This window comes from Lentzea kristufekii (assembly GCF_033949925.1).
GTDB classification, from domain to species: domain Bacteria; phylum Actinomycetota; class Actinomycetes; order Mycobacteriales; family Pseudonocardiaceae; genus Lentzea; species Lentzea kristufekii.
On sequence record NZ_JAXAVV010000002.1, the window covers coordinates 60,144 to 75,924 of the forward strand.

Sequence of the window (15,781 nt, forward strand, 5' to 3'; positions counted from 1 at the left end):
GGAGTTGGCCGCCGGTTCGGGCAGATCAGAAACGCGAGTGGATCGGACCCTTCGGGCACGGCTTGCCCTGGTCGTAGGTGTCGTCGTAGGCGTGCTCAGCCGGGATCAAGATCTCGATGTGCTCGCCGCGTTCGCTGTAGTGGCGGTCCAGGTCGCTCGCGACGACGCACACGACGGCGTGCTGTCCCTTGCCGCCGGCGTGGTTCTCGCCGCGCGGACCGGAGTAGGTCACCGACAACACCACCCACGGCTCGGACGAGGTGGACTTCTCGGACTGGACGGGCTTGCACGCCGTGAGCGCGACGGTCACGCCGATCAGGCACAGCGTCAGGGTTCGAGCGGACATCACGAGGCCTCCGCCATCTCGGTGTTCTCGTTGAGTTCAAAGCACTTCCAGCACTGGTGAGTGCTGGTCGGGACCACGTAGAGCGGGTCCTTGCCGCAGGTCTGGCAGATGCGGCGCGCGAGGTTGGCCTTGGCCAACGCGGTCCACTTCGCCGGCGTCATCGGCCGGACCGGCGCGGCGTTCGCGATCAGGTACAGCGACGCGAACCACGTCTTGCCCGACCGGTTGTGACGGCCGTACAGCACCGCGACCGGGTCAGAACCGTTGGGACGCAGGCCCATCGCCCGCAACTGGCGGTAGGTGGCGAGCTTGTCCCGCGGCGCGCATCGGTAGGACAGCAGCGGCAAACCCTCGTGCGTCCCTCGGGTGAACTGCACGCCGTCCGCCCAGCAGACCAGGGCCTTCACCCATGGGAACGTTTTGCCCGCCATGGCTAGGAGACCGCCGTGACGGTCAGTGCGACACCCAGCAGCAGCAACCCGATGTACAGCAGGTCCACGGCGCGGCGTACGTCGGCGTACTTCGCCTGTGCGATCACCGACAAGCGGCAGACGTCCACCGCCAGAGCGACCGCCGGCGGCTCGTTCTGGAACTGCTCCAGCAGGTCCGAGGGACGCTCCACATAGCTCGCGAACAGCGCGAACCCGTAGCGTCCGCGCTTGCTGATCCTCGGACGCACTGCGGACAGCAACAACAGGACACTGAACGCCATCGGCGCCGCTGCAAGCCAGAGAATCGTCTCAGCCGCGGCCGGAAGGCTGCGGGTCGTCAGCGCGACCACGCCCGCCAGGAACCCGCCGAACAGCGGCAGCAACGTGGCCGCCTTGGTGTCCGCACGCCTCAACTGGTCAGCCACATCGGCCTGCGCTCTGTCGATCCGCGCAACCACCTGGTCGTCGTAGCTGGTCATCACGCGGCCTCCGTCCCGGTCGGAACGGACGTGACCTGCGTGCGGAGAACCCGCACGGTGTGGCTGGTCACCCGGTTCGCCTCGCGGCGCTCCCAGCGGACCGCGGCGACGCCGTCCAGCAACCGCGACGTCGGCGCCGGCATGTCCACCAGCTCCGCATTCACCGCTGCGATCAACGCGTCGATCGCGGACTCGTTCAGCCCGTCCGGGCTGAACTCTCCGTCGATTTCGTCGGTGTGCATCAAGGCTTCCTCCCATGTGGTCGCCGCCACATCTGGCGACATGCCACGAAGCTAACAGTTGATATGTGACCGAGTCAACTGTTAGGTGGGGAATACCCTCAGGAACGGTCTCTACCTGCGAAAATGCTGGACAGCGGCCTGTTAGGTGGCTGGTATGCTCTGGTCTGTCATTAGTCACCAGGGTCGGAGGTCGCATGTCAGGCGAGAGCCCTCGCGCCACGCGGGGCGAACCCGTTCACCAGCAGGTTGCGCGCAACATCCGCAACCAGATCGCCGCTGGGGGACTTCGCCACGGCCAAGCGTTGCCGTCGACGCGCGACCTCGCGGAGGAGTGGGACGTCAGTGTCTTCACGATCAACGAGGCGATGGCGACGTTGATCAGCGAAGGTCTGGTGATCAGCAAATCGCGTTCCGGTCGCTTCGTTAACGCGCCTGATCAGGCGTTTCATGCTGAAATACGTCCCGCTGCGCCGAACGTCTTCCTGATTGGCGGTTATGCGGGCAGCGGCAAGACCGAGCTGGGTCGGATACTTGCGCGCGAAACCGGTTGGCCCATGCTGGATAAGGACACACTTACTCGCCCAGTTGTTGAAGCCGCCTTGGAAATCCTTGGCCTGTCGCCGAACGACAGGGAGTCGGAAACATATCTCTCAATGATTCGGCCGCGCGAGTACGAGGCTCTCGCGAACGCCTGGACAGAGAATGTTCAATGTGGAAGTAGTGCAATCGTCACGGCGCCGTTCATCAAGGAGTTTAAAGACGCTGCGTGGCTCAATCGAGTCGAGGCAAGTTGCGCCGACATGAACGCCAAGCTGACGGTTGTTTGGGTCTATTGCGACCCTGCGACTATGCGCACCTATATTCGACACCGCGGTGCGGCGCGCGACACAGCCAAGATTGAAAACTGGTCGCGTTACCTCGATGGGATTGACATTGAATTCCGTCCATCTGTTCCGCATCAAGTGGTTGACAACAGTGCCTCGGGAATCCCTTTGCAGGTTCAGGCACGTGATCTAGTTTCATTGGTGGCAGAGAATTCCTGATTGAGTACCTGTTGACCTCGTCTCGGAAGGGCATTTGTGACAACGACGAAGATTCTTGTGAGCAACGAGGAAGACGACAGGGACGGGTGCGAATACCTTGCATCAGTGCCGGGTCTTGAGATTATTGAGTATGACCCAAATAGTCTGACTCTCAACGATCATCAGCTCTCGGCAGAACTTTTTATGCCACCTTTTCGTGGTAGCCACCGCCCACTTGATTTGATTGGCCAACTTCCCAACCTTCGTATGGTGCAGCTCCTCTCGGCTGGTGTGGACGAATGGCGTCCGCGCGTGCCATCCAACGTGACTGTCGCGAGTGCTAGGGGAGCGCACGCGAGACCCGTCGCCGAGTGGGTGCTATCGGCGATTCTGACGCAGTTGCGTCGGTGGCCAGCGCTTGTGCGATTTCAGGACGACCACGTATGGGCTCACCGCCGTTTCGATGCTGACACGCTTGCGGGAAAGCGAGTGCTCATCGTTGGCGCTGGCAGCATTGGCATGGCCGTAGCACGGATGCTCTCTGCCTTTGACGCTGTGGCAACCCTGGTTGCTAGCTCCGCCCGAGACGGCGTGCACGGACCTGATGAACTTTCTGACTTGGTCGCCGGTCACGCGATCGTAGTTATTGTGACGCCGCTAACTGAGCTGACCGTTGGCCTCGTGGACGCCAAGTTTCTTGCTGCGATGGATGATGGTGCATTGCTCGTGAACGCAGGCCGTGGCCAGGTTGTCGACACGGATGCGCTTGTTGCAGAACTTGAGATCGGACGTCTTCGTGCGGCACTCGATGTGACCGATCCTGAGCCGCTGCCAGCAGAACACCGTCTTTGGGCTTGTACAGGGGCGATCGTGAGCCCTCATTCAGCTCGCACTGTGCCCGGAACCAATCGCCTGTGTTATGAGGTCGCCGCGCGGCAGATCGACACCTTTCTGTCCGGTGGCACGCCGTCCAACATCGCCTATCGGTAGCACGAGAAGGGCGGGCTGCAGCCGGAGGGGATTGGTCTGGCGTTGGTGGACCCGTTATCCTCAGATGCGTAACTGCCGTAACTGCCGTAACCTCGCTGGTCAGACGGTTACGAACGGCCGATTCGATCCGTAACTGGGCGCGTCTATCCGTTGACGGTTACGGATGTCTGAGTCTATCCGTAACCGCTTGACCTGCATGGTTACGGCAGTTACGGCAGTTACGGACTCTGAAGAGATGGGGGCAAGCACCGGCTGCGCGTGCGCATTGGTCTACCCCCTCCGGCTACAGCACTCGGAACCAAGGGTGCTGCTCAACGTGGCGGTTCACGGGTTAGAACGGTGGGTCCTCTTCGTCTTGCATCCGCTTGTGTAGCGCGTCGCGAGCGATGAAGTGTCGGACGGGGACGTGACCTAACCCAGGGGCAGCGACGGTGTAGGTCGTGAGTGCCAGCCACGATCCGTTTTGCGCCCTGGTCCAGGCGGATACCTCGCCCTTGGCCATGGGGAGGCGTTCAGGATTGAGGCCCTGTGTGCGCACTACGGTCGCCGGCGCGTTGTCTGGCGAACCGCCTGGTACATGGCGGTAGACCTGACGGAGGTCGATCCAGACGAGTTCAGGTGGGTCACACGTCCGCCACAGTGGCGATGGCTGACGCTCGCTTGGATCGACCATGTGTTCGATGGTGCATTCCTACTCGACGCAAGGCAAGCCTGCTCCATTGTGGACCTGCGCACGCTGACGGGCGGTGCACCGCGGTGGGCATTCGCCCGCGATCAGAAGCGCCCAACTAGGTGTTTGTGCTGATCAGCAGCTTTTGTCGGGGTTGGGTTGTATGTTCGCGGCCTGGGTGAAAGATCAAGCATGAAGGCGGTAGTCAGTGCGGGCGTGGTCGTTTCTCGTGGCACAAGGCAAGCGCAGCTTTCTCGGCAACGAGGGTTATGCGGACGTAGAGGACTCGTACTACGTCTACGACGATGGGGTGGCCTACCACAAGCAAGTCACCGCGGGCGATCTCGTGGTAGTTCGGACCAAGGTGGAAGCTTTGGGGGTCGCGACGATCGAGCAAATTGAGGTCAACCCCGACGCCACCAAGCTCCGTCGACGATGCCCCCACTGCAAGAAGACTCGCTTCGGCCGCAATGGCGATGGAACTACTGCCTACCGCTGCGGAAGCAAGGATTGCGGGAGGACCTTCGATGAGCCTCTGGAGCGAGATGAGCCGGTCATCGGCTTCGAAGCTCACTATGAGGGCACCTGGCGTGCGATCAGGGGCGCCATCACCGCAGCCCAACTGGAAGGCATCACGACCAGTGAGGCGCGCCAGAACGCGATCCGTCCTCTCGATACCGAGGGGGTGAAAAGGCTGTTGGCCGAGGCGCACGTGCCGAGTCCGCCGACACCCGCGAAAGACAAGGTGCGAAAGCCGATCGCTGGCGGGATTGCCAAGTCGTTGGTAACCGTCCGAAAGGGACAGAAGGAGTTTCGCAAGTCGTTGCTGGAGCGCTACGGCCTGGTGTGCATGGTCACCGGTCCGAACCCTGAGCAAGCGTTGCACGCAGCGCACTTGCGGGCGTTCGCGAAGCATCAGCGCCATGTGCCCGAGGAAGGTGCCTTGCTGCGTGCGGACATCCATCAGCTGTTCGACCTGGGGATGATCGCTGTCGATCCGGCCACCTTGACCGTCGTGGTGGACCCGAGACTCCGCGCTTACCCCTCCTATCGGGATCTCGGAGGCCAAGCTTTGCAGGTACCAGCAGACAAGGTGCCGTGTATGGAAGCGCTACGCGATCATCACCAGCACGCCACCTCTCGGTGGGCAACTACCTAGTCGCAGCTGTGCCTGGCGTGGTCGGTTCGCGATCCGGAAGTCACGTCCCCGTAGGGAAGTGCAACGTCGGCTGCTGGGGGTAGTACATCCGGCTTGATCAGCCCTGACCAAGTTTGTCCATAGTGGACGATTCGGAACTGTCTTTGAGTGACTAAGTGAGTGACAATCCCTGCGTACCTCGCTGGACGTCCATGGACGCCAACACACGGTTGGTGCAGGCCACCCGCTTTGTCCATGCTGGACGGTTGGACCTGCAAAGTGCCTGTTCGTCAAGTGCGCTCAACTGCGTCGAACGTACATGTTTTCGCAGGTCAGCGGCCTATGAACCCTGACTGGGGGTCAAGTGTGTTCAACTGCGCTGAACAGCATGTTCTGCAGTTGGTCGGCACCTCGTCGGGAATAGGTAGTTGCCCGGTCGCGTTCACCATCGTCGAAAGCTGCGAGGCCGTACTTCACGGCCAGTTTCCTGGTCGGACGTGGCTAGTACGGCAGCCGCACTTTCCGGTTGGGCTATGTTCGCTGGTCACGGCGTAGCCGGGTGCGGTGATGGAACCAGCGGGCGCGGGCTTGGTGGCGTCGGCGCCACCAGATCCAGTGCAGGTGGTGGGTTTCGGGCCGGAGCCGGCGGGTGACGAGGGTGAACAGTCGTTTGATCTCGGCGACGGTGAGTGTGATCAGGCCGGGGTCCTCGGGTGGTTGCTGGTCGGGCGTGGCAGGCAGGATCGGTGCTGGAGCGTGGGTTCTGGCTTGGGCGGCGGTGACCGCGCAGATCGCGAGCGCGGCCAGGGTGAACACGATGTGCCGCAGCAGCGCGGTCTAGAGGCGGACCTGGGAGTGATCGAGTCCGAAGTGGTCCTTGCCGAACTCGAACCCTTCCTCGACCGGCCAGCGCAGGCAGGCGACACGCACCAGCGTCATCAACGTGACCGGTCGTCCGGCGGGCACGTGGCAGTAGTGGTAGGCCAGCTCGCCGGTCTGCAAGTGCTTGCGGATCAACAAGGTGTGACGTGGGCTCGTGGTCGCGAGCCAGGCCCAGGCGTAGGCGCGTTCGCCTTTCGATCCGGTGACCGAGCAGACCTGCCAGCGCCTCTTGTGCTTGCGGCCGGTCAGGTGCGTGGTCACGGCGGCATCGGCGCGCATCCGCTCACCGGTGGGCAACTCGATGGTGAAGGCGCACCCGACGCGCATCACGTACCCGATCCCGTTGCCTTCCAGGAAAGTCCGGAGTTTCCCGGCCCTGCCGTAAACCTCGTCACCGGCGATCCAGGGCGGGATCGTCTTGTCGGCGATCATGTCGGCGAGAATGTCCCGCGCCAGCTGGGACTTGGTCTTGAACTCCAGGCCGACCAGCGCGTGCCCGCCCGCAGTCGCATACGAGCAGTAGACCGTGTTCACTCCGTTGGCGACCCGGCCCGCACAGCCCATGTACTGCCGCTTGGCACCCGCGGTCGATTCCCCCTGTTTCTCCTGCCCGGACTCATCCAGCGTCCCCACCCTCAGCGGCTGATCGCCGAACTGCTCGACCACGAACCGCCGCACCACACCCTGCGCCTGATCGTGGTCCCAGACCGCCCGATTGAGCAGCCGTTGCGTCCGATCCGGCGTCCGGTCACCCACGTGCTCGGCGATGGTCCACCCGTTCTTGCGCGGCAGATCGCTCACCAACCCGGTCATGTACTTCCCGGCCTGCTCAAACGGCTTCCTCCGGGCGAAACACGACCTCAACCGGCCGTGTAACACGCCCAGATTCGCCACCGCCCGCTCGCCCTCTACGATGACAGCCGCAGCCGCCTCACTGATCTCTTGTGTCACAACCTGATGATCGTGAGGCGGCTGCTCCCATGATCAACAGGGTCCGCGAACGGCCTCACCAGCAAAGATCATCAAAGTGCGGCTGCCGTACCAGGACTGCGCGGCTCAACGTGTGTTGAGCTTGGCGCCGTCGCGTCGTAGTCGTAGAGGTGCGGTGAACGCGGACGTGGATGCCGCTGCAGGGCCTGGTGGTCCGTCGCTGAGACGGTGGTCGGTGTGGATCTCGCTGGCGCTAGTGGTGGTGCTGCTGGGAGCGGCCACGGCGGTGTTGCTGGCCATCGGAGACGGGCGGTACTGGCCATGAGTAGTCCCGCGATGCCAAACGCGATGTGGACCACGTTGTGCAGCACGGACACCGCGAACACGCCCAGCAGCAGCGCGCCTTCGCGGTGACCGGCGAAGGAGAGTTGATCGGAGTTCACGGTGAGGTCTGGGACGAAGCGGAGGGCGCCGACGAGTAGGAACTCCACGCCGACGACCGCCGCGACCAGCTGGACCGGCCGAGGAGTGTCTCGCGGTGTCTCGCGCGGGAGGAACTTGTTGGAGTCAAAGGACCTACCTCCGCGAACTTTGACGCGAATTTGGCGTTGGTGATTCGGAACACGTTCGTTCACGGATTGATGATCACTCTGCGTTGATGTAGTCGACGCGATCATGTGCCGCAGAGTAGTCAAAAATCGATGTTTCGAGTTTCTTCGCCTCGCTGATCTGCGACAACGGAAAACTTCCACTTTCGGGTGAACCGGCGCCGGAACAGCTCCGAATAGGAGCATGTACGGGTGCTGATTCGTCGAAAGGGGGTGATTACATGAAGACGACGTGCTCTACAACGCTAAGGCGCGCACTGGGTATAGCCGGCTTTCTCATCGGTTTCGGTCTGCTCTCGGCGGGAGTCGCGAGCGCTGATGAGGGCGACTCACCCGGCTTGCTGGGTGGGGTCGGCGCGCTCATCTCCCCGGTGACCGACGTGGTGGCGCCGGTGACGAGAGGTGTTGCGGCGGTGACCGATCCGGTGCTCAAGCCGGCTTTGAAGGCCGCCGCGCCGGTGACCGAACCGCTGCTGGCACCGCTCGCACCGATCGTCGACACCGTGGTGCGGTCCTTGAACCCGGTGCTGGATTCACTTCAGCCCGTCACGGCGCCGCTGCTCGCCCCCGTGGTGGGCACGGTGCAGGACGCGCCGGTGGTACCGCGGATCGCGGAACCGTTGGTGACACAGCGATCCGCTCCGGCGGACGTTCCGCAGCCGACTCCTGTGCCCGACGTTCCCGTTGCCGTGCCTGCGATTCCTGAGGTGCTGCGGACGCCGGTCATCGCGCCGGATGCCTACGCTGTGGCGTTGCCAGGCCGAGTCGCGGTGGTGGTGTTCCCGCAGCAGCGACAGATCTCCGCATCTGATGTGGCGCCACCGACCGAGGCGCCGCTTCCACCATCACCTGATGTGCCGTTCGCTTTGCCCGGCACGATGGGATCGGTGTCGTCGAGTGGATCGACGAGTCCCGCTGTCTCGGATCTCCCCGCAGGTTCAGGAGTTCGTCCGAACAACGGATCGCTTGTGGTGAGTACAGATCACCAGGTCTACGGGTCGTGGTGCTACTACTACGGCCGAAGTCATCCCAGTTGATCAGTCCTGACAACCAAGCCGACAGATCACCAAGCTTGTTTGACAGGAAGGTTCGACAATGCACAGCTCTGTGCGACGCGGTCTGATGGCCGCAGTGTTCTCGGGAGGCTTCCTCCTGGCCGGCTCGGCAATCGCGAGCGCTGACACGGGAGGCAACGGCCTGCTCGGCGGCGTCGGCGATGTCGTGCACTCGGTCGTGAACGGTGGCAACGGCGGTAACTCGGGCAACGGCGGTAACTCGGGCAACGGCGGCAACGCCTCCAGCTCGAACAACGCCACGTCCGGTAACTCGGGCAACTCCGGGAACTCCGGTGCAACCGGTGGCAACAGCGCCTACGGCGTCTGCGTGCTCGCCAAGTGCAACACCCAGGTGAGCTCGGGCAACTCCGGGAACACCGGCGCGACGGGTTCGACCGGCGACGCCTCCAACCACAGCACCACGGTGGGCGGCAAGTCCGGTGCGGCGGGCAACGGTGGCGACGCCACCGCGGCCGATCGTTCGCAGAACACGAACGCGAACGCGGGCAAGGGCGGTAACTCGGGCAACGGCGGCAACGCCTCCAGCTCGAACAACGCCACGTCCGGCAACTCCGGCAACTCGGGCAACTCGGGTGCCACCGGCGTCAACAGCGCCTACGGCCTGTGCGTGCTGGCCGAGTGCAACACCCACGTCACCTCAGGCGACTCGGGCAACACCGGTGCTACGGGCTCGACCGGTGACGCGTCCAACCACAGCAACACCGTGGGCGGAAACTCGGGTCCCGCCGGCGACGGCGGCGACGCGGCGGTCGTGAGCAGGAACCAGAAGTGGAACAACCACGGCAAGTCTGGTTCGGCTGAGGCGACCGCGGGCAAGGGCGGTAACTCGGGCAACGGCGGCAACGCCTCCAGCTCGAACAACGCCACGACCGGTAACTCGGGCAACTCCGGTAACTCGGGCGACACCGGCGGCAACAAGGCCGTCGTCCGCTCGATCGGTTCGGACAAGGGCCACGGCAAGTCCTGGAACAGCACCAAGTCCTGGACCACCGTCACCTCGGGTGACTCAGGTGACACCGGTGCTACGGGCTCGACCGGTGACGCGTCCAACTACAGCAACACCGTGGGTGGGAACTCCGGTCCGGCCGGCGACGGCGGCAACGCCTGGGCAACGACCGAGCAGGGCAAGTCCTGGAACCACGGCAAGTGGAGCCACCGCAACAACAACTCCGGCTCCACGGAAGCCACCGCGGGCAACGGCGGTAACTCGGGCAACGGCGGCAACGCCACCAGCTCGAACAACGCCACGACCGGCAACTCGGGCAACTCCGGGAACTCGGGCGCGACCGGCGGCAACACGGCAGTGGTGAAGTCCGAGAACAGGAAGAACAGCTGGAAAAACCACGGCTGGAAGCACAACGGTTGGAAGAACAGCTGGAAGCACGACAGCTGGAAGCACGACAGCTGGAAGAACCACGGCACCAAGTCCTGGACCGAGGTCACCTCGGGCAACTCCGGTGACACCGGCGCCACTGGTTCGACCGGCGACGCGTCCAACCACAGCAACACGGTCGGTGGCCACTCCGGTCCGGCGGGCGACGGCGGCGACGCCTCGTCCTGGACTCACGGGAAGCACTCCGTGAAGGCGTGACCACGAGGTGATCACAAAGGCGGGGCCGGTGGAAACCGGCCCCGCCTTTCTCGTGCGAGCTGGAAACGTCAGCGCCGCGGGAACGTAGAGGCCAGCGTGATCATGCCGGTGGCGTCGCGCACGACGAAGCCGGACGCGTCCGAGCGCAGCACTGAGCTGTTCAGGTTGCAGTGCATGAGGTTTGCGCCGGTGCCGATGAACGAGCCTGCGGAGACTTCGGCTCCGTCGGTGCCGGTGACGGAGACCTGGTAGGTCTGCCCTGAGGCGAATCCCTGTCCGTCGAGTTTGATCTCGACTCCCCAGGTGTGCGGGACGATGGACGCCTCTGCGGTCACTCCCGGCGCCTGCTGGACGACCGCGACCGATTCGAGTGGTGCGGTAGGGCGCAGGTACCACCAGGTCGTGCCCGCGATCACCATGGCGGCAGCGGCGGTGAGCAGAAGCGCGGTGCGCGTCCGTCGCCCGCGTTGGGCATCGACCCGCCGCACGACCAGCTCTTCGAGATGTGCGGGCACGGTGACGTTGTCGGCGTTCACGTCGGCCAGCGCGCGTGCCACAGGAGCGAGCTTGGCGACCTCGCCCTGACATTCCGCGCAGTCGTCGAGATGGTCCAGCACCGCCGCGAGCTCAGACCCCTCAAGGTGGTTCAGGACGTAGGCGCCGAGCAGTTCGGTTCGCCTCCGATGAACGAAGTCGTTCACAGCCGCACCCCCATCTCTTCCATCGCCAGCCGCAGCGACTTCAAGCCGAAGAAGACCCGGCTGCGCAGCGTCACCTGCGACACGCCCACATCGGCGGCGACGTCCCGGTAGGACCGGCCGCGCAGATAAGTCTCCACGAGCGCCACGCGGTGGTTGTCGCTGATCCTCAGCAGTGCTTCCTCCACCAGGCGCTGATCGAGCACCGCGTCGGCGAAGTCGGAGATGTTCGTGGGCGGGTTTGCTGCCACCGCGTGGAGTCGCCGGTTGTGCCGGGCCCGCGCCCGCGCTTCGTCGATGACGACGTTGCGGGCGATCGCGAACAGCCACACGCGCAGGCTCGCCAGGTCCGGATCGAACCGCTCGGCGGACCGCCAGGCTCTCAGGAACACCTCCTGCACGGCTTCCTCTGCGGCCTGGCCGTCCCCGAGCTGCCGGAGCGCGAACCGGTAGATCTCCGGGCCGTGCGCGGCGTAGACGTCCCGGAGGTCCAGATCTCCCCGCTTGCCGGTGATCGCCATGAGCTCCCCGTCGCCGCTCCCGAAAGCCAGTTCGGAACCGAGGGCGGGTCGGATGGGTCTGAATTTGTTCTGCTGGCGCTTCAACATCGGCCTTGGCCGTGCCGTATGCACCCGTGTTCCGCGTTCACAGCCCTTGGAGAAACCATGCGCATCGCTCGCACGACCGCCATCGCCGCAGCGGCAGCACTGCTCGCTGGTGTGCTCGGCGCGGCGCCGGCCTCGGCGTCCGGCGACCAGCTCCGCGTCCACCTGCTCACCGACGACGGCGTGCTCAGCACCCGGACCTGGTCGTCTCCGCTGTTCGCCCAGCACCGCGTCCGCGTCACCGGTTTGAAGGCCCACGACCGGCTCGTCGGCATTGACGTGCGGCCCGCCACCGGCGCGCTCTACGCGATCGGGCGCTCCGGCCAGCTCTACACCCTCGACGCCCGCACCGGCCGCGCCACCGCCGTCGGAGCCCCGATCACGCTCAACGGCACGGCGGTCGGGCTCGACTTCAACCCGACCGTGGACCGCATCCGCCTGGTCACCTCGACCGGCCAGAACCTGCGTCTGGTTCCCGACACGGGCGCACTCGCCGCCACAGACGGCCCGCTCGCCTACTCGCCGGGCGACCGCGCGGCAGGCAGCACCCCCAAGGTGTCCGCCGCCGGATACACGAACAGCGTCGCCGGAGCGACCTCCACCACGCTCTACGACCTCGACAGCCACAAGGACACGCTCGTCACCCAGGGCACTGCGGCTGGTGTCACCCCGGTCGTCTCCCCGAACACCGGCCAGCTCTTCACCGTCGGCAAGCTCGGCATCGACGTCGACAAGGCCAACGGCTTCGACATCGCCACCGTCAACGGCCGCCACCACGCACTCGCCGCCGTGCGGCCGGGACTGTCGTTGCTGGGCGGCTCGCTCCTGGTGAAGGTCAACCTGGAGACCGGCCGCGCCTCGGTCGTCGGACTCGCGGGCGGCGAGGTCGTCGGCGTCGCGTTCGCGAAGTAGCTGTCGAACTCCAGGAACAGCGCCACGACGCTGTTCCTGGAGTTCATCGGCTCGCGAAGGCCTGACGCAGGAACTCCAGAATGGCGAAGCGCGCGGTCTGGGCGGAGATCGAGCCCCAGATCAGGTCGAAGCAGTGGTCGGCGTGCTTGAGCGCTGTGCTAGCCGAAAATGTCATCCGTGCAGGTCAGGCGGCTTGGTGATACTCGTTGAGGATACCGCCCAGTCGTTGTCGTCGACGGACGCCCAAGTCAACGAGTTGGGCTTGGTCGGTGATCGGTGGTGGCAGCGCGTGTAGCGGCCGGTTGTTGGCGATGCCTTGATGAGGCCTGTGGGTGTTGTAGAACTGTTCGTACTCGCGCAGGGCGTGGAGTAGATGCTGGTGGTTCCAGATGAGAGTGCGATCAAGAAGCTCGTGGCGGCAGCTCTGGATCCATCTCTCCATGATCGAGTTCATCCGAGGGATCCGGACACCGCTGAGGACAACCTGGATGCCGCGTCGGCGAGAACGGCGTCGAACAGTGCGGGGAACTTCCCGTCGCGGTCGCGGATCAGGTACCGCACGCAGGTACCTGTGTCCTCGAGGTCCATGACGAGGTTCTTCGCGGCTTGGGTGATCCAGGAGGCGGTCGGGTGTGCTGTGGCGCCCAGGATCCTGATTCGGCGGCTGGTGTGTTCGATGACCGCGAACACGTACAGGCGGGTGCCGTTCAGGGTGAAGGTCCCGAAGAAGTCGCAGGCGAGCAGAGCACTGGCTTGGGAACGGAGGAAGGTCGACCAGGTGGTCGAGGTGCGGTCGTCTGCTGGGGCGATTCCGGCGTCGGTGAGGATCTGCCAGACGGTGGACGCGGCAACCTTGATCTCGAGTACGAGTAATTCGCCGTGGATGCGGCGGTAGCCCCAGGTGGGGTTCTCCCGTGCCAGACGCAGCACCAGCAGCCGGATCGAGCGCACGGTCCGTGGACGACCTGAGCGCTTGGGCCGGGACTTGGCGGCATGCGAGGAGATCCCGATGCCAACGCAGCACCGTTTCCGGGCGCATCAGCAGCTGAAACCGATGAAGCACTTCCGTTGGGAGTCGGTGCAGCAGTGCCGCGAGGAATGCCCGATCGGCGGGGGAGAACCGCGGCCGGGTTTTGCCCAGCTGGCGTTCCAGGACCGCGATCTGGTGGCGTAGCATCAGGATCTCCACGTCCTTGTCCCGGTCGCTCATGGGGAGCAGGCGTAGCAGGGCGAATGCATTGGTCACGCTGTGGTAGGCCAGTCGCAGTAGCACGGCTGGTCATCATGCCGTGCTCATCGGCAGCGGCATGATCATGACTGCATCAGCACATGGGCTTTGCGGGCCTTCTTTCACCTGCATGGATGAGGTTTTCGGCAGCACAGGGTCATGATGGCGGCGCGGTCGTGGCCGAAGAAGATGATGGCGGTGGATCGGCCGCCGGGGTTGCGGACGGGTACCGCACCTACACGTTCAGGCAGCCCCTCCGGTGATCGCGCTGGTGCTCGGGTACCTCGACCGTATTGAGCTGACCGTGGAGCGGGACAAGAACCATTCAGTGGTGATTTCCCGGTCATTGGGCAACGAGGCGGGCGACGGGAAGAACCTCGAGGCGATGGCCGCGTGAGTGGGCGAGCACGACTCGTCCCGGCCGATCCACTACGAGGGCGACCGGATAGCGCGCTTCGGGGACATCCACGCGGTGTTCGGCCTGCTTGAGATCGGCATGGTGATCGTGGTGCCGCTATTCGGCATCCACCTCACTGACGGTTGGTTCCGGAACACCTGCCCGTTCCGGAACGGGCGTGACGGGAAGGACTCCTCGGCGACGATCGCCGCCGGGACAAGGGGTGCGGCGCGAGGAGGTCGCAGAGGCGGCTTCGACCAGCAGCGGTCCCGATGGAGGTCGTCGCAAGCCCGGCGCTCGACCGCCTCGCCGGGCCAAGCAACGCGCCAGGTCTGCGATGCGGCGGCTCTGCCGGTCCAGCTCACCGAGTCGCTCGATCGTGTTCGTGCAAGCGGATGGGCGTCCTTGCGTTGGTCCTGGCAGCGCGATGCCCGCAACGCCGCTGCCGTGGTGCGCATGCGGACCGCGTCCTCCGGCACTGATGACTCTGAGCCGGCCCGCTTGATCGGTGACTTTGCTGTGCAGGCCCTGGCCGTCCGACCTCATTGCGTCAGCTCATCGAGGTGCTCGCCAAGGAGACCGGCGGTCACTTCTCCCACGAGCAGGCGTGCTCGTGGGCGTCGCGAACCTGACGCTGTAAGCGGGTTTGGTCGGGGACCATGCAGCAGCTCATCGTTCGACTGGTGCACGCGGACGCGAACCGGCGCCCGCTGCGGGAGAGCGACTACGACGGCGTGGCCAGGGTCCTTGTCGAGGTCAGGGCTTGCGGCCTACAGCGCCTGCGATGCAGTACGACACGGGGGGAGTGGCGTGATGCGCGGACCGTCGGGCCACCAGTCCGCGCACAGCGTCAGACCCGGGGCGACCAGTTCGAGGCCGGCCAGCATGCCCTCGATCTCGTCGCGCGTGCGGAAACGACCGGTGCCCATCGGGCTGTGCAGGAACGTGTCCTCCATGCGACGGGCGAGATCGCTGTGCTCCGCGGTCTGCCAGTGGGATGTCGGCTGCCCTGCTGACCGAGGCGACCTGGCGGAAAAGCAGGCACAGTGGCGCGAATGGCAACTGCATGGAGCTCGCCCGGCTCGACGGCGGCCATATCGCTGTGCGGAACTCCCGCTTCCCGGAGGGTCCCGCACTGGTGCTCACCCGCGTCGAGGTCGCGGCCTTCCTGGCGGGTGCGAAGGAAGGCGAGTTCGATGACTTCGTCGCGTGACGCCGCAGCGAGCGCCACGGTCCGGCTCAATGCGCTGATCCTGCGTGGCTTCCAGTTCCTCTATCCGCGAGACCACGAGGGCGAGCTCGCCGCCGTGGTGGGTGTCCGCGCCCATGACAACGTCATCGACATCGTCCGTCTGCATGACGAGAACGACGCGGTCGCGACGCGCATGCCTGCGGACGAGGTCAACGTCCTGGTGCCGACGCGGTACTCATGGCAGCGCACCGGCCCCGCCTGCCGCGTGATCGAGGAACTGCTCGAACTGCCCGACGACCGCATCGCCTGAGCCTCGAACCGCCGGCCCGGTCTTCCGACCACCG

19 protein-coding genes and 3 pseudogenes are annotated in these 15,781 nt (G+C 64.9%); 10 read left to right on the forward strand and 12 right to left on the reverse strand.

What is annotated here, in order from left to right; all coding sequences use genetic code 11:
- Window positions 1-25: 25 nt before the first annotated feature.
- The 4 genes from SK571_RS03880 to SK571_RS03895 are packed head-to-tail and all read right to left on the reverse strand — an operon-like array spanning window position 26 to window position 1,498.
- Window positions 26-346 carry a hypothetical protein gene (locus tag SK571_RS03880; RefSeq protein WP_319982630.1) on the reverse strand — a complete coding sequence of 107 codons (321 nt, stop codon included), beginning with the start codon at window positions 344-346 and terminating at the stop codon, window positions 26-28.
- Window positions 346-753 carry an RRQRL motif-containing zinc-binding protein gene (locus tag SK571_RS03885; protein WP_319982631.1) on the reverse strand — a complete coding sequence of 136 codons (408 nt, stop codon included), beginning with the start codon at window positions 751-753 and terminating at the stop codon, window positions 346-348. Before SK571_RS03885 ends, SK571_RS03880 begins: the two co-directional genes overlap by 1 nt.
- Before the next feature lie 26 nt (window positions 754-779).
- Window positions 780-1,256: a Pycsar system effector family protein gene (locus SK571_RS03890; protein ID WP_319982632.1), complete on the reverse strand. Its 477-nt coding sequence runs from the start codon at window positions 1,254-1,256 to the stop codon at window positions 780-782.
- A complete protein-coding gene (locus tag SK571_RS03895) occupies window positions 1,256-1,498 on the reverse strand; it encodes a hypothetical protein (RefSeq protein WP_319982633.1) in 243 nt (80 codons plus the stop codon). The genes SK571_RS03890 and SK571_RS03895 overlap by 1 nt, the downstream gene beginning before the upstream one ends.
- Before the next feature lie 194 nt (window positions 1,499-1,692).
- Between SK571_RS03895 and SK571_RS03900 the strand changes: the two genes are divergently transcribed.
- The 3 genes from SK571_RS03900 to SK571_RS03910 all read left to right on the forward strand — a co-directional run bounded on the left by SK571_RS03900 (window position 1,693) and on the right by SK571_RS03910 (window position 5,339).
- Window positions 1,693-2,541 (forward strand): GntR family transcriptional regulator, encoded by an 849-nt coding sequence (locus SK571_RS03900; RefSeq protein ID WP_319982634.1) that lies wholly within the window; start codon window positions 1,693-1,695, stop codon window positions 2,539-2,541.
- A gap of 57 nt (window positions 2,542-2,598) precedes the next feature.
- Window positions 2,599-3,510, forward strand: coding sequence for an NAD(P)-dependent oxidoreductase (locus SK571_RS03905; RefSeq protein ID WP_319982635.1), 912 nt, complete (start codon window positions 2,599-2,601; stop codon window positions 3,508-3,510).
- Window positions 3,511-4,409: 899 nt separating this feature from the next.
- On the forward strand, window positions 4,410-5,339 hold the full coding sequence (locus SK571_RS03910) for an HNH endonuclease (protein ID WP_319982636.1): 930 nt from the start codon (window positions 4,410-4,412) through the stop codon (window positions 5,337-5,339).
- A gap of 510 nt (window positions 5,340-5,849) precedes the next feature.
- On the opposite strand, the pseudogene SK571_RS03920 reads toward SK571_RS03910, so the two are convergent.
- Window positions 5,850-7,151 (reverse strand): annotated as a pseudogene (locus tag SK571_RS03920) (IS701 family transposase).
- Window positions 7,152-7,305: 154 nt separating this feature from the next.
- Between SK571_RS03920 and SK571_RS03925 the strand changes: the two are divergent.
- Window positions 7,306-7,455: a hypothetical protein gene (locus SK571_RS03925; protein ID WP_319983166.1), complete on the forward strand. Its 150-nt coding sequence runs from the start codon at window positions 7,306-7,308 to the stop codon at window positions 7,453-7,455.
- 40 nt (window positions 7,456-7,495) lie between these two features.
- On the opposite strand, the pseudogene SK571_RS03930 reads toward SK571_RS03925, so the two are convergent.
- A pseudogene (locus SK571_RS03930) lies at window positions 7,496-7,924 on the reverse strand (DUF4383 domain-containing protein); the annotation flags it as partial.
- Window positions 7,925-8,130: 206 nt separating this feature from the next.
- Between SK571_RS03930 and SK571_RS03935 the strand changes: the two are divergent.
- A complete protein-coding gene (locus tag SK571_RS03935) occupies window positions 8,131-8,775 on the forward strand; it encodes a hypothetical protein (RefSeq protein ID WP_319982639.1) in 645 nt (214 codons plus the stop codon).
- A 58-nt stretch (window positions 8,776-8,833) separates the two neighbouring features.
- Window positions 8,834-10,405, forward strand: coding sequence for a serine-rich family protein (locus SK571_RS03940; RefSeq protein WP_319982640.1), 1,572 nt, complete (start codon window positions 8,834-8,836; stop codon window positions 10,403-10,405).
- Between the two features lie 68 nt (window positions 10,406-10,473).
- On the opposite strand, the gene SK571_RS03945 is transcribed toward SK571_RS03940, so the two are convergent.
- Together SK571_RS03945 and SK571_RS03950 are read right to left on the reverse strand one after the other, a co-directional pair.
- On the reverse strand, window positions 10,474-11,106 hold the full coding sequence (locus SK571_RS03945) for an anti-sigma factor (RefSeq protein WP_319982641.1): 633 nt from the start codon (window positions 11,104-11,106) through the stop codon (window positions 10,474-10,476).
- Complete coding sequence (locus tag SK571_RS03950) at window positions 11,103-11,624, reverse strand: sigma-70 family RNA polymerase sigma factor (RefSeq protein WP_319982642.1); 522 nt, start codon at window positions 11,622-11,624, stop codon at window positions 11,103-11,105. Before SK571_RS03950 ends, SK571_RS03945 begins: the two co-directional genes overlap by 4 nt.
- A gap of 144 nt (window positions 11,625-11,768) precedes the next feature.
- On the opposite strand from SK571_RS03950, the gene SK571_RS03955 reads away from it, so the two are divergent.
- Window positions 11,769-12,620 carry a DUF4394 domain-containing protein gene (locus tag SK571_RS03955; RefSeq protein WP_319982643.1) on the forward strand — a complete coding sequence of 284 codons (852 nt, stop codon included), beginning with the start codon at window positions 11,769-11,771 and terminating at the stop codon, window positions 12,618-12,620.
- A 43-nt stretch (window positions 12,621-12,663) separates the two neighbouring features.
- On the opposite strand, the gene SK571_RS03960 is transcribed toward SK571_RS03955, so the two are convergent.
- Genes SK571_RS03960 through SK571_RS03970 form a run of 3 tightly spaced genes read right to left on the reverse strand, consistent with a single transcriptional unit; the run spans window position 12,664 to window position 13,571 of the window.
- Window positions 12,664-12,795, reverse strand: coding sequence for a hypothetical protein (locus tag SK571_RS03960; protein WP_319982644.1), 132 nt, complete (start codon window positions 12,793-12,795; stop codon window positions 12,664-12,666).
- A gap of 9 nt (window positions 12,796-12,804) precedes the next feature.
- Window positions 12,805-13,074 carry an integrase core domain-containing protein gene (locus tag SK571_RS03965; protein ID WP_319982645.1) on the reverse strand — a complete coding sequence of 90 codons (270 nt, stop codon included), beginning with the start codon at window positions 13,072-13,074 and terminating at the stop codon, window positions 12,805-12,807.
- On the reverse strand, window positions 13,071-13,571 hold the full coding sequence (locus tag SK571_RS03970) for a helix-turn-helix domain-containing protein (RefSeq protein ID WP_319982646.1): 501 nt from the start codon (window positions 13,569-13,571) through the stop codon (window positions 13,071-13,073). The genes SK571_RS03965 and SK571_RS03970 overlap by 4 nt, the downstream gene beginning before the upstream one ends.
- Window positions 13,572-14,107: 536 nt before the next feature.
- Here SK571_RS03970 and SK571_RS03975 point away from each other — a divergent pair.
- Window positions 14,108-14,245 carry a glycoside hydrolase family 2 TIM barrel-domain containing protein gene (locus SK571_RS03975; protein WP_319982647.1) on the forward strand — a complete coding sequence of 46 codons (138 nt, stop codon included), beginning with the start codon at window positions 14,108-14,110 and terminating at the stop codon, window positions 14,243-14,245.
- Window positions 14,246-15,001: 756 nt separating this feature from the next.
- On the opposite strand, the pseudogene SK571_RS03980 reads toward SK571_RS03975, so the two are convergent.
- Window positions 15,002-15,225 (reverse strand): annotated as a pseudogene (locus SK571_RS03980) (SAM-dependent methyltransferase); the annotation flags it as partial.
- A gap of 17 nt (window positions 15,226-15,242) precedes the next feature.
- On the opposite strand from SK571_RS03980, the gene SK571_RS03985 reads away from it, so the two are divergent.
- On the forward strand, window positions 15,243-15,458 hold the full coding sequence (locus SK571_RS03985; RefSeq protein ID WP_319982648.1) for a DUF397 domain-containing protein: 216 nt from the start codon (window positions 15,243-15,245) through the stop codon (window positions 15,456-15,458).
- Window positions 15,442-15,747: a hypothetical protein gene (locus SK571_RS03990; protein ID WP_319982649.1), complete on the forward strand. Its 306-nt coding sequence runs from the start codon at window positions 15,442-15,444 to the stop codon at window positions 15,745-15,747. The genes SK571_RS03985 and SK571_RS03990 overlap by 17 nt, the downstream gene beginning before the upstream one ends.
- Window positions 15,748-15,781: the final 34 nt, after the last annotated feature.

Coding starts and splice junctions, on each gene's coding strand:
- SK571_RS03880 (WP_319982630.1), bottom strand. CDS start 346: ATGTCCGCTCGAACCCTGACGCTGTGCCTGATCGGCGTGACCGTCGCG.
- SK571_RS03890 (WP_319982632.1), bottom strand. CDS start 1,256: ATGACCAGCTACGACGACCAGGTGGTTGCGCGGATCGACAGAGCGCAG.
- SK571_RS03895 (WP_319982633.1), bottom strand. CDS start 1,498: ATGCACACCGACGAAATCGACGGAGAGTTCAGCCCGGACGGGCTGAAC.
- SK571_RS03900 (WP_319982634.1), top strand. CDS start 1,693: ATGTCAGGCGAGAGCCCTCGCGCCACGCGGGGCGAACCCGTTCACCAG.
- SK571_RS03940 (WP_319982640.1), top strand. CDS start 8,834: ATGCACAGCTCTGTGCGACGCGGTCTGATGGCCGCAGTGTTCTCGGGA.
- SK571_RS03950 (WP_319982642.1), bottom strand. CDS start 11,624: ATGGCGATCACCGGCAAGCGGGGAGATCTGGACCTCCGGGACGTCTAC.
- SK571_RS03955 (WP_319982643.1), top strand. CDS start 11,769: ATGCGCATCGCTCGCACGACCGCCATCGCCGCAGCGGCAGCACTGCTC.
- SK571_RS03960 (WP_319982644.1), bottom strand. CDS start 12,795: ATGACATTTTCGGCTAGCACAGCGCTCAAGCACGCCGACCACTGCTTC.
- SK571_RS03965 (WP_319982645.1), bottom strand. CDS start 13,074: ATGAACTCGATCATGGAGAGATGGATCCAGAGCTGCCGCCACGAGCTT.
- SK571_RS03985 (WP_319982648.1), top strand. CDS start 15,243: ATGTCGGCTGCCCTGCTGACCGAGGCGACCTGGCGGAAAAGCAGGCAC.
- SK571_RS03990 (WP_319982649.1), top strand. CDS start 15,442: ATGACTTCGTCGCGTGACGCCGCAGCGAGCGCCACGGTCCGGCTCAAT.